The organism is Nonomuraea sp. NPDC003707 (assembly GCF_053587055.1).
Window position 1 is genome coordinate 46,827 of the sequence record NZ_JBSFNK010000026.1, and the last position, 14,386, is coordinate 61,212.

General features: G+C 72.2%; 11 protein-coding genes. 5 read left to right on the forward strand and 6 right to left on the reverse strand.

Annotation, left to right across the window (positions count from 1 at the left end; genetic code table 11):
* Positions 1–81 precede the first annotated feature (81 nt).
* Positions 82–1,329: a hypothetical protein gene (locus ACWDRB_RS45405; protein ID WP_449904933.1), complete on the forward strand. Its 1,248-nt coding sequence runs from the start codon at positions 82–84 to the stop codon at positions 1,327–1,329.
* A 36-nt stretch (positions 1,330–1,365) separates the two neighbouring features.
* Here the strand turns inward: ACWDRB_RS45405 and ACWDRB_RS45410 are convergent, their stop codons facing one another.
* From ACWDRB_RS45410 to ACWDRB_RS45420, 3 genes are read right to left on the reverse strand one after another with little or no spacing between them, the layout of a single operon-like run.
* Positions 1,366–2,832 (reverse strand): hypothetical protein, encoded by a 1,467-nt coding sequence (locus ACWDRB_RS45410; protein ID WP_449904935.1) that lies wholly within the window; start codon positions 2,830–2,832, stop codon positions 1,366–1,368.
* Between the two features lie 7 nt (positions 2,833–2,839).
* Complete coding sequence (locus ACWDRB_RS45415; RefSeq protein ID WP_449904937.1) at positions 2,840–3,484, reverse strand: hypothetical protein; 645 nt, start codon at positions 3,482–3,484, stop codon at positions 2,840–2,842.
* Positions 3,481–4,149 carry a hypothetical protein gene (locus ACWDRB_RS45420; protein ID WP_449904939.1) on the reverse strand — a complete coding sequence of 223 codons (669 nt, stop codon included), beginning with the start codon at positions 4,147–4,149 and terminating at the stop codon, positions 3,481–3,483. The genes ACWDRB_RS45415 and ACWDRB_RS45420 overlap by 4 nt, the downstream gene beginning before the upstream one ends.
* Before the next feature lie 170 nt (positions 4,150–4,319).
* Here ACWDRB_RS45420 and ACWDRB_RS45425 point away from each other — a divergent pair, with 170 nt between their 5' ends.
* Positions 4,320–6,263: a hypothetical protein gene (locus ACWDRB_RS45425; protein WP_350733205.1), complete on the forward strand. Its 1,944-nt coding sequence runs from the start codon at positions 4,320–4,322 to the stop codon at positions 6,261–6,263.
* 167 nt (positions 6,264–6,430) lie between these two features.
* Positions 6,431–9,307 (forward strand): ATP-binding protein, encoded by a 2,877-nt coding sequence (locus ACWDRB_RS45430; protein ID WP_449904941.1) that lies wholly within the window; start codon positions 6,431–6,433, stop codon positions 9,305–9,307.
* A 54-nt stretch (positions 9,308–9,361) separates the two neighbouring features.
* On the opposite strand, the gene ACWDRB_RS45435 is transcribed toward ACWDRB_RS45430, so the two are convergent.
* Positions 9,362–9,796 carry a YjdF family protein gene (locus tag ACWDRB_RS45435; RefSeq protein WP_449904943.1) on the reverse strand — a complete coding sequence of 145 codons (435 nt, stop codon included), beginning with the start codon at positions 9,794–9,796 and terminating at the stop codon, positions 9,362–9,364.
* A gap of 159 nt (positions 9,797–9,955) precedes the next feature.
* Here ACWDRB_RS45435 and ACWDRB_RS45440 point away from each other — a divergent pair, with 159 nt between their 5' ends.
* Both ACWDRB_RS45440 and ACWDRB_RS45445 read left to right on the forward strand, forming a co-directional pair.
* Complete coding sequence (locus tag ACWDRB_RS45440; RefSeq protein WP_350733210.1) at positions 9,956–11,185, forward strand: Mur ligase family protein; 1,230 nt, start codon at positions 9,956–9,958, stop codon at positions 11,183–11,185.
* Positions 11,175–11,888, forward strand: a complete 714-nt coding sequence (locus ACWDRB_RS45445) for a type 1 glutamine amidotransferase (RefSeq protein ID WP_449904945.1) — start codon at positions 11,175–11,177, stop codon at positions 11,886–11,888. Before ACWDRB_RS45440 ends, ACWDRB_RS45445 begins: the two co-directional genes overlap by 11 nt.
* Here ACWDRB_RS45445 and ACWDRB_RS45450 read toward each other — a convergent pair.
* Together ACWDRB_RS45450 and sigJ are read right to left on the reverse strand one after the other, a co-directional pair.
* Positions 11,840–13,027: an NAD(P)/FAD-dependent oxidoreductase gene (locus ACWDRB_RS45450; protein WP_449904947.1), complete on the reverse strand. Its 1,188-nt coding sequence runs from the start codon at positions 13,025–13,027 to the stop codon at positions 11,840–11,842. The two genes, ACWDRB_RS45445 and ACWDRB_RS45450, sit on opposite strands and share 49 nt — an antisense overlap.
* A 69-nt stretch (positions 13,028–13,096) precedes the next feature.
* Positions 13,097–14,005, reverse strand: coding sequence for an RNA polymerase sigma factor SigJ (sigJ, locus tag ACWDRB_RS45455; RefSeq protein ID WP_449904949.1), 909 nt, complete (start codon positions 14,003–14,005; stop codon positions 13,097–13,099).
* Positions 14,006–14,386: the final 381 nt, after the last annotated feature.

The following is a 14,386-nucleotide window of genomic DNA, read 5'->3' on the forward strand; positions in this document are numbered from 1 at the left end:
CAGACCGATACGATTCTGCAGATGTCCGGTTCGACAGGTGTGGCGGCACCTCCCCGACCTGGGCCTACGCCGGCTCAGGGGATGCCGTCTCCGTATTCGCTGCCCCTGCACGCCCTACGGCTGGCGGGGAAGTGCGCCCTGCCACTGATCCTCTGGTACGCCGCCGGTCAGCTGACCCGCTACGTCCTGCTCTACGCCGCCACCGAGGTCGCCTACGGCGACTTCCGGCAGGTCCGCCTGGTCCTCGTGATGACGCTGCTCACGTTGATCATTCTGTCGGTGATGACGGTCACCGCCGGCATGCTGTACTCCCTGCGCAACGCCCTGTGGGAGATGCGCGCGAAGACCGAGGAGGGCATGCAGGACGAGCGCTTCTTCCGGGTGCTCGACCGGGTGGCCCCGGCCTTCGCCGTGCTCTACCTGGCGTGGGGGTTCCAGACGGAGGACGCCAGGGACGTCTACCAGATGGACCTGTTCCACCACATCTACGACCAGACGTCGGCGTCCTTCTTCGGGGAGCAGTCCCAGGTCGGCCGGGGACTCACGGACCTCGACTGGCGGGTGTCGCTAGGGGCGATGGCCGTCATGTTCGGGCTGAAGCTGCTCTTCGCCAAGCTCCTGGAGAAGACCGAGGGCAACGGCAAGTTCTACGGCTTCTGCGCGGCCTTCTCGGAGTTCGCCTTCGTCTTCTACGGCCTGAACGCCACCCTCTACATCGGCACCGCGCGCACCGACTGGGTCGAGCACCGCAACGTGGTGGCCGGCACGGAGGAGCTCTGGGCGCAGGCGCAGAAGAACGTGCCGCTGTGGGAGAGCGTCACCGGCTTCCTCGGCGACGCCTGGCCGTTCTTCCTCGACGCCGTGGCCGTCCCGCTGGCCTGGCTCACCGTGGCGATGCTCGTCTTCGGCTCGTACTCCGACGAGACCCGCGCCCTGGTCAAGGGCACCCGCCTGGAGCGGGGCGTGGACCGGCTGGAAGGCACCCACGACCTCACCCAGAAGTCGTTCGACCAGCTCACCGGCGGGTTCAGGGACCGCTGGCTGCCGCTGGCCAACTCCCTGCGGATGGTGGTCAAGGCCGGCCTCCCGCTGTTCGGCATGATGTGCCTGTGCTACGTGGCCCTGCTGGTCGGCGGGGAGTACGCCGAGCGGGGGCTGCGGTGGCTCATCGGCACCGAGCGGGAGTGGGTGTGGCAGTTCCAGGGGCCGCCGCTGAGCTTCGTGCGCGAGACGGTCGTGGCCGTGCTCACGATGGCGCTCCTGGCGGCCACGTACGACCTCGCGGCCACCAGGGCACGCCTCAGGGGCGAGCCGTTCGACGACGTCTGAGCCGGCGACCCACGGGCGGTCGCCGGCCGCGACCGCTCAGCGCCGCCTGAACCTCAGGACGTCGACGTCGCCCTCGAGCTTGGCCACGGTGTCCCGCTTGAAGAGGTCCGCCGTGGGCGTGTCCGAACGGTAGTTGCTCGGCCTGAACGACAGCTCGACCTCGTCCGCCACAGCGGTCGGCACCACCGCCGCCGCCAGGAACTTGTACTCCTTGCCGACCTCCAGCCGGTCCGTCGGCCGGTCGCTCTGCGGATCGACGCTCACGACCCAGCTGCGGCCGGCGCGGTCCTCCAGCTTGGCCTCGGTGAACAGGCCGGTCTTCGTGACGCTGCCCGCGTCGAGGACCTTCTTGGTGATGTCCACCCTCAGCGCGGTCACCTCGGGGCCGTACGGGAGGTTGTCGGGCATCTCGATGCGGGTGACCGTGGCCCGCCACTCGATGTTCTTCACCTTGGCCGCCTGGCCGGCGGAGACGACGGTCTCCTTGGTCTCCTTCGTGGTGGTCTTCTCGTAGAAGAGGTAGCCGTCGTACGACTGGGCGCCCATGGTGACCAGCGACACGACGACGGCGGCCACGGCGACCAGCACCGTGCGCTTCTTGCGGCCTCCAGGGGCGGCGGCCCGCCGCGACCCGGGAGGGGCTTCCTGCGGAGCGTCAGGCGACGGCTCGGGCCCGGACATCTGGTGGGCCGCGGGTTCCGGATCGGGGCTCTGCCGGCGCGGGAGGGGCGTGCCGGGGCCCTGCTGCGGCGACACGGGCATGGCGGCCGGGACGGCCGGCAGAGGCTGTGTGGAGCCGCCTACGGGCTCTCGGGGGGCCGGGGGCCACACCTGCTGGTCTGGCTGGGCGGCGTGCCGGGCGCGGGGCTGCTGCGGGGTGGGGCGAGGCGGCAGCCCCGGCCTCCGCGCCGGGCCCTGCGCGTGTGCGGGACCTTGCGCGTGTGCCGGTCCCTGGCCGTGTGCCGGGCCTCGCGCGTGTGCCGGGCCTTCCCCATGGGCGGGGCTCTGACCGTGCGCCGGGCCCTGGCCGTGCGAGGGGCCTTGGGTGTAGGCGGGGCCTTGGGCGTCCGCCGGAGGCCGGGCGTGGGCGGGGCCTTGGGGGTGCGTGGGGCCCTGTGGCGCGTTGGGCCACTCCAGCGCCTCCTGCGGCGGGTTGGGCCGGCCCATCGCCTCCCGAGGCGCTTCCGGCCAGCCCATCGCCTCCTGCGGCCCGTTCGGCGCGCCGTAGCCCGGAGGCGGCGTTCCACGGCCGCCACGGCCGGGCAGGTCGCCCGCGGACGGCACCCGGGGGACCGGCGCCGTCTCCTCGCCGAGCAGATCCTGATCGAGGCGCGGGTCGTGCCCGGAGCGCTGCCCCTGGCCGGGCGGCGGTGCGCCGCCGCCGGAGTGGTTGCCGAGACCCGGGGGCGGCTCCTGGCTGGGCGGGGGCGGGGGCGGGGCCGGGTCGTCCTCGCGCCGTGGGTCGTTCCTGGGCGAGAACCAGTCGCGCTCGTTCGTGCTCATCCTGAGATCACTTCTTGTCGGTCGAGTAGACGTCCTGAGGCGAGGCCGCGAGCTTGCGCGCGCCCTCGTCGTCCAGGCCGAGATCCACCTCGACCTCCGGCTGGTACGGCTCCACCACGAACCCCTTGTTCAGCCCGAACACGACATGCGCCCCCGCCAGCTCGGACGACGGCACCTCGAAGAAGAAGCGCCCGCTCTTCCAGATGTCCGGCTGCACCCACGACATGGCCATCGTGAGGTCGTTGTTGACCCGGTCGGTGGCGTCGAACCTCTTCCCGTCGGCGGTCAGCAGCTCCGGCTGCTCCAGGTGATAGGGCTTGAGGCTGGACTTGGCCGTGACGTTGACGACGAGGAAGAGGTTGTCTGTCCCGATCGTCTTGCTGCCGCTCTGGATCGACTTCGCGGCCGTGAACGAGTCGAGCCGCAGGGAGAACCGCCGGGCGTCCACCACCTCGCCCTTGGCGCCCGTGTACGTGATCGGGTCGGTGATCTCACCCTCGGCCATGTGCAGGGTCTGCAGCCAGGCGGCGCCGCCCAGCAGCACCAGCCCGACGACGCCGCTGAGCAGCCGGGTGCCGATCCCCGGTCCCCGGCCGGCCCTCCTGCCGCGGCGACCGGGCGCGACAGTTGATCTTTGCTGCGTGGCGGTCACGTTGCGTCACCCTTCTTGACCGCAAGAGTCACCCGCGCCTTGATCTCGGGATAGAACTTCATGGTGTCGAGGTCCTCGTTGGCGACCATCTGCCAACGCGGGACGTTGCTGTTGAAGCCGGGCTCGTACTCGAACGACGCGACGTCCATCGTGATCTTCTCCGGCGGCTGCTCGTTGTCCTCGAGCCGGTAGCGGAGGATGACCTGGTTGGTCACCCCCGGGTGGAGCTGGCCGGTCTCGCCCCCCTTGGCCTGGGCGAACGTGAACGGCCCCGCGTCCTTGGGGAAGGCGGGGGTGATCTTCACCAGGGAGCCGGCGAAGGAGTCGCTCGTGAAGGCCTGTTCCAGCTTCGCCGGGGGCAGGCCGACCTGGTAGGTCTTGTCGCCCTTGTTGGTGACCTCGAAGACCAGCTCCACGAACCGCTTGTCCTCGTCCCACTGTGACTCGGCCTTCTGCACCGTCACGCGCGACTCGACGAACTTGGTGGCGTACAGGCCCTGATCGAGCACCGCGCCCGCGCCCAGCGCCTCGGGCTCCTCAGCGGCCTCGCTCAGTCCGCCCAGGAGGGCGGTGATGCCGATGGCGGTGAAAGCCACCAGGGCAAGGGCGGGCACCACTACCGGGCGTCTGGGCTTGTCACTGCTTGCGCCGGAGGGTTCCGTCATGGGTAAGGATGGTAGTAGGTCTCGCTTGTCCCATCTGCCGCAATACTCCCATCGGACTGGGAGAATTGCCGAGAAACCCTGCCGCTACGGGCCTCGAAGCTCATACGCTGTCACGGAGCGGAAAGGGTTGGCCCTTACTCCTAACGACATATCGGCGGCCGGAGGGTCACGTGACGGACGTGCATCCCGAGCATGCCCAGCTCCAGGCGGACCGCATCTACCTGGGCTGGCAGTACATCCTGCTGCACTCCGACCCTGGCCCGCCGCCCAAGCGCCCCTCTCCGCTCGAGGAGCCCGCCGACCCGCCCGGCCCCGTCGACCCGGACCTGCTGCGCCGCGAGCGGCTCCAGGAGGACATGCTCAACAAGCCCGTGCGGCTCGTCCGGACGTTCATGCTGGTGCTGGCCGTGCTCATCCTGGCCGCCGGGATCGCGGGCTACCTCGCGTGGCCGTTCGCGATCGCCGGGCTCACCGCCGCCGGAGGCGTGGCGGGCATCTGCAGTTACGCGCTGTTGCAGGGCGACCGGGCGGTGAAGTACCGCGTGCTGGAGCAGCAGGCCAGGAACGAGCGCCGGCGCGAGGAACGTGACAAGGAGCTGTTCCGCGCCCAGGAGGAGCACGCCCAGCGCTACCGCGAGTGGCAGGACTCCAAGGAACGCCACGACAGGCAGCTCTCGTGGTACGCGGTCGCCGTGCCGGACGAGATCGACCGCATCGACGTGGCGGGTGGCACGCTCCCCGGCTGGTCGGCGCTGATCACGCTGCTCGGCGCCACGCGGCTCTACAGCGGCGGCCACCTGACCGTGCTCGACCTGTCCGAGGGCGCGATCGCCAAGGACCTGATCGAGCTGGCCCGCAAGGGCGGCGACGACCCGCTGGTCTGGGTGCTGCCGGTCGATCTGCCCAAGCTCGACCTGGGGGCCACGCTCAAGCCGGAGGCGTTCGCGGACGTGCTGGCGCACGTGGTGAGCGTGAGCGAGGAGCACCGCACCACGCGCGACCTCAGCTTCGACAACGCGATCCTGGAGCGGGTGCTCGAGGTGCTCGGCGAGAACGCCACGATCAGCCAGGTCACGGCCGCGCTGCGGGCGCTCGCGCAGGTGGGCGACCCGCGCGACGACCTGAGGTTCGGGCTGATCACGGCCACCCAGCTGGAGCGCATCGGCACGCTGTTCGGGCGCGGGGTGAGCGAGCGGGTGGTGATCGAGCGGGCCTGGGCGCTGGAGTCGCAGCTGCGCAAGCTGGAGACGCTCGGCTCGGAGGCCGTACGGCTGCCGCCGGCGCGGCTGCGGGTGGTGAGCATGGACCGGCAGGCGGGCGCCTTCGGCAACCGGGTGCTCGGCACGTACGTGGCCACCGCGCTCACCCACATCCTGCGCCAGTCCCCGGCCTCGGACCGGCCCTGGTATCACACGATCATCGTGGCGGGCGCGGACAAGCTCAGGGGCGACGTGCTCGACCGGCTGATGGACGCCTGCGAGACCTCCCGTACCGGACTGGTCCTGACTTATCGGTCTTTGACCCCCACCGTGCGGGAGCGGCTCGGCAGGGGGCACGCGGCGGTGGCGTTCATGCGGCTGGGCAACGCCGAGGACGCGCGTGTCGCCAGCGAGCACGTCGGCACCGAGCACCGGCTGGAGCTGGCCCAGCTCACCGAGACGATCAGCGACTCGCTGCCCGGCCTCGACGGCGGTTACACCTCCACGATCTCCCAGATGGACGACGACGGCACGGAGGACCGCGACGAGAACCTCGCGGATCTGGCCGGCGACATCACCGAGTCCACCGAGTGGGGCAGGACCGCCGACAAGATCTCCGAGAAGGAGCGGGTGCTGCAGCGCTCGCGCGAGTTCCTCGTCGAGCCGCACCAGCTCCAGCAGCTCCCCACGACCTCCGTGATCGTCACCGACGCCACGGCCCAGGGCAGGCGCGTACGCCTCGCCGACGCGAACCCCGCCATCCTGACCTTCCCCAAGACCACGCTCGGCGAGCTGGAGGACGTCCGCGAGGCCGTGCTCGCGCTCGACCCCCAGGCACAGGGCACCGACGGGGAACCCCCACCGAACCTCGGGCCACCACCGCCACGCCTGGACTGGCGCAAGGGCAGGCAATGACATGGTCAATGTCAACGTGACGAGCTGACGGTTGGCGGAATTTAACAAAGAACCGTCTGTGGGGGAATGAAATGCAGCCGAGTGTGTCGTTGAATGGGCCCTGGTATCGAATCCAGTCGATCGCAGCGCCTTCGCGAAGCTCGTCGGCGGAGTGGGATTTCGTCACCGTGCTGCCCGCGGTGCTGTCGGCGGCGCAACGCGACCGGCCGTTCGTCATCGGGTGGCTGTCGCGGGGATCCGGCGCGCCGCTCGAGCTCATCACCAACGCCGGGCCGTTGTCGCCGCCGCGCCAGCCGCGCAGGTCCACCGACGCGCCCGGCCGCCCGAGCGGGCCGCAGCCGCTGCTGTTCCCGGGCGGGGCGCGCGGGGTCCAGCTCGACGAGGAGTATCTCGCCGACCTGGCGGACCTGGTGTGGACGCCGTGCCCGGGCCGCCAGGCGCCGCCGCTGGGGAACAAGGGTCGCGAGTTCGACCCGGACGAGCTCAGACGGCCGACGTTGTTCGAGTCGACGCTGGTGACGCTCATGTCGAGGCCCTTCGCCTGGCTGGTGGTGGCCGAGCCGACCGACCTGCTCGACGCCGAGGTGGCGCACCTGCGTACCCAGCTCAACGTGCTCAGGCAGTACGGGGACGCCTCCGAGCGCTCCCGCTTCGACGCCGAGCGGGCCGAGCGGCGCATGCAGGAGCTGGACGCCTTCAGGGAGGCCGGGCTCTGGAACGTTCGCGTGCTGGCCGGGGGCGCCACCGCCGAGGAGCTGCGGCAGATCGCTCCCGTGCTGGTCGGGTCGGTCGAGATGAGCCATCACCCGTACCGGCTGCGCAGCTCGCACGGCGCCGCCTACGGCCTGTCGGAGGCCCTCGCCATCACCATGCAGGACCCGACGGACGGCGCCGCCGCCCCGTTCGCCGCCACCGCCGGGGCGCTCGCGGCGCTGGCCGGGCTGCCCAGGCGGGAGGTCCCGGGGGTGCGCGTGCTCGAGTCGGGCTTCTTCGACGTGACGTCCGAGGCCGACGGCGGCGAGCTGGAGCTGGGCGAGATCCTCGACGGGCAGGACAGGGGGGTCGGGACGTTCCGGGTGCCGCTGGCCACGCTCAACCGGCACGCGTTCGTCACCGGGGCCACCGGCTCGGGCAAGTCGCAGACGGTGCGCCACCTGCTGGAGCAGCTCAGCCGGGCCCGCATCCCGTGGCTGGCCATCGAGCCCGCCAAGTCCGAGTACGCCGCCATGGCCGGGCGCCTCGACGACCCGGTCACCGTCATCAACCCGTCGGCGCCGGACGGCGTGCCGTTCAGCATCAACCCGCTCGAACCCGAGCCCGGCTACCCCGTCCAGGCCCACATCGACATGGTCAGGGCGCTGTTCATGGCGGCATTCGACGCCGAGGAGCCGTTCCCGCAGATCATGTCGCTGGCGCTGCAGCGCGTCTACGAGGCCACCGGCTGGGACGTCGTCACCGGCGGCGCCGTGCCGGGCTCGAACGTCCCGCCCAGCATCCCCACCCTCGAACAGCTCCAGCAGCACGCCATGGACGTGATCAAGGAGATCGGTTACGGCCGCGAGGTCCAGGCCGACGTGGAGGGCTTCATCTCGCTCCGGCTCCGGTCCCTGCGGGTCGGCTCGGCGGGGCGCTTCTTCGAGGGCGGCCACCCCGCCGACATCGGCGGCCTGCTGGAGCGGGACGTCGTGCTGGCGATCGAGGACGTGGCCAACGACGAGGACAAGGCGTTCCTCATGGGCACGCTGATCATCCGGATCGTCGAGCACCTGCGGATGCGGGCCCGCCGGGAGAAGTCCCACGAGCTGCGCCACGTCATCGTGATCGAGGAGGCGCACCGGCTGCTGCGCGACCGCGGCCACGGCCGGGCCTCCACGCACGCGGTGGAGCTGCTGGCCGGGCTGCTGGCGGAGATCCGCGCGTATGGCGAGGGCATCGTGGTGGCGGAGCAGATCCCGACCAAGCTCGTCTCCGACGTCGTCAAGAACACCGCGCTGAAGGTCGTGCACCGGCTCCCGGCGGAGGACGACAGGAAGCTCGTCGGCGCCGCCATGAACCTCAGCGACGAGCAGTCCCGCCACGTGGTCTCCCTGCAGCCGGGCTCGGCCGCGGTCTTCGCCGACGGGATGGACCGGCCGCTGCGGGTCCGCGTACCGCTGGGGGAGTCCCGCGAGAAGGTGCTGCCCGGCCCGCCGCCGCCCATCCGCGGCCGCCGGTCCGCGGCGTGCGGCGCGTCCTGCCGTACCGGGCAGGCGTGCACGCTGGTGGAGCTGCGCGAGGCCGACGTGCTCGCCGACGCCCCCGAGTGGGCCTGGCTGCGCATCTGGTGCGACACGGTCGTGCTCGCCTTCGTCAGCAACCGGCCGCTGCCCGGCGTTCCGCGAGCCCTGGGCGCCGCCTGGGGCGAACTGCCGGCGCGGCGCGGCGAGTGCCTGCTGGCGACCCTGATCGAACGCTCGGTGCAGCGGCGCGCCTGGTCGCTGCGCAGCTGGTTCGACCCCGCCCTGCTCACCGAGAAGGCCGCCGAGACCGCCACGCGGCTGCTCGCCGGGCTCGACGGCGGCGGGGACCGGCCGGGCGCCTCGTGGGTGATCCCGCAGGTCCGGTGGCTGCACGAGGTGGACAGGCTCTTCCCGCACGGCCACGCGGCCCCCAACCTGCGCAGCCCGGCGCCGCCCATGGAGTACGCCCTCTTCCGCCAGCCCTCGAACGGCAACGGCGCCAACCCCGACCTCGTGCACACCGAGCTGCTCGGGCACCGTGCCAAGGCGCTGCGGCACCACCCGCTGTCGATGGAGGTGGACCGGAACCGGGCGCTGGCCTGGCGGGTCATCCTGGGGGACGACGAGAACGAGGGGGTGCAGCGGGACATCACGACGGTGGCGATCGGGATCGAGTCGTCGGCGCGGCTGCGGCACGTGGGGCAGACGATGGGGGCGGGGTGGCTGGAGGGCGTGCTGTCGTGGCCGCGCCGCTTCGTCCTGCCGTTCGACCACGGTGGCGCCCCGGAGATCGCCTTCGCCGACACCGCCCCCTCACCGTCCTGACCTCAGGGGCTCAGCGGTCGCGGCGGCGGGTCTCAGCGATGACGGTGGAGGGTCTCAGCGGTCGCGGCGGCGTTCGAGGCGTTTGCGGCGGGCCACCTCCCGCCTGTGCTCCGCCGCCTCCCGCCGCCGGGCCCGCCGGTCGTCCGCCGCCTCCGCCTTCCGGCTCTCCAGCTCCAGCCGCAACGCCTCCTGGGAGGCCGTGCTCCGGCGGGACACCCCAGCCGCCGCCCGGGCCGCCAGTTTCGCGGCCCGCTTGGGGTTGACCCGCTTGGTCTCCCGCCCCTCCGAGGGGACGGGAGGCGCGGCGGCCGCCCGTTCGAGCAGCGCGACGCCGTGGCGCCGCAGGAACTCGTACAGCTCCGGATCGGTGGGCTCGGACCCGAGCGTGAAACGGGTCGCCCGGACCGTGCCGTCCTCGACGATCTCGAGTACGCCGACCCAGAACGGCCCGTCCAGATAGACCGACATCGTCACCACGTCGCCCTCCATGCGCGTATGCCGAAATGACGGCCTGTCGAGGCCGCTTCCGGCACACCGGACATCCCATGGAAGGGCGGATACGGTGAAGCTTCGCCCGGGCTACCGACCGGGCCGCGTTTTCGTGTGCATCTCCAGACTATCGGCCAATGCCGACTAGGATCCTTGGGCATGACCCAGCTTCCTCTGCGGGCCCAGCTCGCCAGCGCCCTGGGCCGCAGTGCCGCGACGCTGTCCAAGATGACCGGGCGCGGCGACGGGTCGGTGATCGGCGGGCGAGTGGGCCTGCTGCTTGAGCCCGACCTCCTGCGCAAGCTGGCCCGCGACCGCAAGCTGGCCCTGGTCAGCGCCACCAACGGCAAGACCACCACCACGCGGCTGATCGCCTCGGCGCTCCTCGAGCTCGGCGACGTCGCCACCAACGCGCTGGGCGCCAACATGCCCGCCGGCCACGTCTCGGCGCTCTCCCAGAACAAGGCCGCCCCGTACGGCGTGCTCGAGGTGGACGAGAAATACCTGCCGGAGGTCCTCGACACCACCGGCGCGGGCGTCGTGTGCCTGATGAACCTCAGCCGCGACCAGATGGACCGCGCCGCCGAGATCTGGCTGCTCGCGCAGAAGTGGCGCAGGGCGCTGTCCGGCAAGCCCACCCACGTCATCGCCAACTGCGACGACCCGCTCGTGACCTGGGGCGCCTCCACGGCGGCGAAGGTCACCTGGGTCTCCGGCGGCCAGCGGTGGAAGGAAGACTCCTGGTGCTGCCCTGAGTGCGGCGGCCCGCTGGACCGTAAGGACGCCGACTGGGCGTGCAAGGAGTGCACGTTCCACCGGCCGGAGCCGCAGTGGGCGATCGACGATGAGGTGGCCGTCGATCCGCGCGGGCAGCGATGGCAGCTCGACATCCAGCTGCCCGGCCTGGCCAACCGGTCCAACGCGGTGATGGCGCTGGCGGTGGCCGAGGCGTTCGGGGTGCCGGTGGAGCGGGCGCTGCCGCGGCTGCGCCAGGTCACCTCGGTGGCCGGCCGCTACACCACGGTCGAGCGCGACGGCCGCCACGCGCGGCTGCTGCTGGCGAAGAACCCGGCGGGGTGGTTGGAGGCGTTCGACGTGTCCGACCCGCAGCTGCCGATCATCCTCTCGGTCAACGCCAACGGTCCCGACGGGCGCGACACCTCCTGGCTGTGGGACGTCGACTACCGCATCCTGCGCGGGCGCCCCGTCTTCGTGACGGGCGAGCGCCGCCTCGACCTGGCGCTCCGGCTCGACGTGGCGGACGTGCCCTTCACGCTGTGCGGCTCGTTCACGGAGGCGCTGGCCATGCAGCCTCCCGGCCGGGTCGACGTCATCGCCAACTACACCGCCTTCCAGCAGATCCGAACGGAGTTCGGCCGTGCCGACTGACAGCGCCCTTCGCATCGTCTGGATCTATCCTGACCTGCTGAGCACGTACGGTGACCAGGGCAACGCGCTCGTCCTGGAGCAGCGCGCGAACCGCCGGGGGATCGCGACCGAGACGATCCACGTACGTTCGGCGGACCCGGTGCCGGATTCGGGCGACATCTACCTCATCGGCGGCGGCGAGGACCGCCCCCAGATCCTGGCCGCCGAACGCCTGCGCCGCGACGGCGGCCTCCACCGCGCCATCGCCCGCGGCGCCGCCCTGCTGGCGGTGTGCGCCGGATACCAGATCATGGGCAGCACGTTCGGGGGCGAGGAGGGCCAGCCGGTGGACGGGATCGGGCTGCTGGACATCGCCAGCTCCCGCGGTCCCGCCCGAGCGGTCGGCGAGCTGGCCGCCGAGGTGGACGCCGCGCTCAACCTCCCCACCCTGACCGGCTTCGAGAACCACATGGGCATCACCCACCTGGGCCCCGGCGTCAAGCCCCTGTCCCGGACCCTCGTCGGGGTGGGCAACGGAGACGGCTTCGAGGGCTGCTACGCGGGCCACGTGGTGGGCACCTACCTCCACGGGCCCGCCCTGGCCCGCAACCCGGCCCTGGCCGACCTGCTGCTGTCGTGGCGGGTGGGCGACCTGGCACCCCTCGACAACTCCCGCTACGAGGCCCTGCGCCAGGAACGCCTGGCCGCCGTCCTGTCCGGCTGACCGGTCTCCTCGTCGAGAGGGAAGAAGGGCAACTCCAGGTAGACGTGGTCGGCGGCGGCGAGGATCTTCGCGGCGTCGTCGACCGGCGGGTGGATTGCCTGGTTGATCCGCGTCTTGATCTCCTTGCCGTCGGCGCCCGAGGCCAGCACCCGGCGGTCCCAGCCCCGGGTGAAGATCCCGCCGGCTCCGCCCAGGTCGAGGCAGGTGACGTACGGGCCGGGGGTGAAGTCGCGCAGCGGCACGCCGAGCAGGTCGGCCGCCGCGTTGTACCCGGCGACCTTGCCGAGGGGGGTGGCGTGCTGGCAGGCCTGCATGACCGTGTGCTCGGCGTCGAACGCCGCGGCGGCCGTGTCGCCGGCGGCGAACACCTCGGGAAGGGCGCGCAGGTGCCGGTCCACCGGCACGCGGCCGAGGTGGTCGAGCTCGGCGGAGATCTGCCGGGTGAGCTCGCTGGCCCTCATCCCGACCGCCCAGACCACCGCGTCCGCCTCGACCCTGGTGCCGTCGGACAGGACGGCGTACCCGTTGCCGACCTCCGTCACCGTCGTCCCGAGGCGGCGTTCGACGCCCAGCTTGTCCAGCGCCGCCTCGATCTCCTCGCGCGGGCCCGGGCCGAGCTGGTGCCCGACCACCCGCGACCGGTCCACCAGCAGCACCCGGCCCCGGGCGGCCAGCTCGGTCGCCGCCTCCAGGCCCACGAACCCCGCGCCGACGACCACGGCGCGGTAGTTCTCGCGGTCGCGCAGGTGGTCGGCGAGCCGCCGGGCCCCGTCCAGGGTGTCGATGTCGAAGAGCCGTTCGGCGCCGGGCAGGCCCTCGGGCCGGACGAGCTTGCTGCCCGCCGCCAGCACCAGGCGGTCGTAGCCGATCTCCCGGCCGTCGGCCACCACCACGCGGCGGCCGGTGTCGATCGTGCTCACCGACGCCCGCAGGTGCTCGACGCCGATCGGCCCGAGAACTCTGCCGAGCTCCACCTTGGCCAGGTCCGGCTCCGGCTCGTACAGGCGTGGTCGTAGCACCAGGTGCTCGTTCGGCGAGATGAGCGTGATGCGCAGGTCCGCCGCTCCGCGCGCCAGCGCCGCTCCCGCCGCGCTCCACACGCCCGCGAAACCGCCTCCGATGATCACAACGTGCGCCACTGTCCCGTCCTCTCTCCGCCTGGCCCCCGGGGATCGGGGGCCGGCCGGCAGGGAGACAAGACGGCGGGGTCAGATGTGACCGAGGCGGGCGAGCTTCTCCGGATTGACCAGCCGCCTGAACGTCGTGATCCGCCCGTCGGCGATCTCCACGGTGTCGAGCCAGACGAGCTTGCCGCTGTGGTAGGTCGCCAGGGCCGGGCGCCCGTTCACCTCGATGACCTGGAACGCTTCGGGCCGCCTGAGCTCGATCACCCTGACCGCCAGCAGGGCGATCCGCGCCGCGCCCCGGACCGGCCTGCGCGCCGCGGTCACCTCGCCGCCGCCGTCGGCGACGTACACGGCCTCGGGGTGCAGCAGCTCGACGAGCCCGGCCAGGTCACCCGCATCGGCGGCCGCCTTGAACGCCCTGAGCAGCCGTTCGGTCTCGGCCCTGGACGCCCGGGGCCGCTCCCGGACCGCGGCGACCCGCGCCCGCGCGCGTGAGGCGAGCTTGCGGCCGGCGGCGGGCGTGCTGTCCAACACCTCGGCGATCCGCGCGAACGGGAAGTCGAAGACGTCGTGCAGCACCAGCGCGACGCGTTCGGCGGGGGTGAGCGTCTCCATGACCACCAGCATCGCGGTGCTCACCGACTCGTCCATGAGCACCTGGGCGGCGGCGTCGGGCCCGGTCAGCAGCGGTTCGGGCAGCCAGGGGCCGACGTAGGACTCGCGGCGGACGCGGGCCGACTGCAGCACGTTGTAGGACGTCCGGGCGGCCACGGTCACCAGCCAGGCCCGCAGATCCCGCACCTCGGACAGGTCGGCGGCGACGGCGCGCAACCAGACCTCCTGCGTCACGTCCTCGGCCTCCGTCACGGTGCCGAGGATCCGGTAGGCCGCCCCGAAGACCGCGGAGCGATGCGATTCCCACTCGGCCTCCGCCAACGCGCCGGTCATCTCCACCCCCGCCTCCTCGATCGACTCCCAGATCCTAGGCAAACCCGCTCTGCCCGCCCGAACGGCGGGGTCAGGACAGGCCTCTGGGGCCGGGGTCCGAGCATTGGTTGGTGAGCTCATGACGGCCGGGCCGAAAGCCAGGGGCCGACCGGCGCGCAACGGGCGTTAGAGCTGTCGCCCACCACGACTCCCGCACCTTGCCACCCTCGCCACCGGCCACCGCCACCGGCCACCGCCACCGGCCACCGCCACCGGCCACCGCCACCGGCCACCGCCACCGGCCACCGCCACCGGCCACCGCCACCGGCCACCGATACCGGCCACCGATACCGGCCACCGGGGTCGGCGGCCGATGTCGGCGGGCCGGAGGCCTCACCCGGGCCTCACCCGGGCCTCACCCGGGCCGCGCGGCGGTCTTTTCGC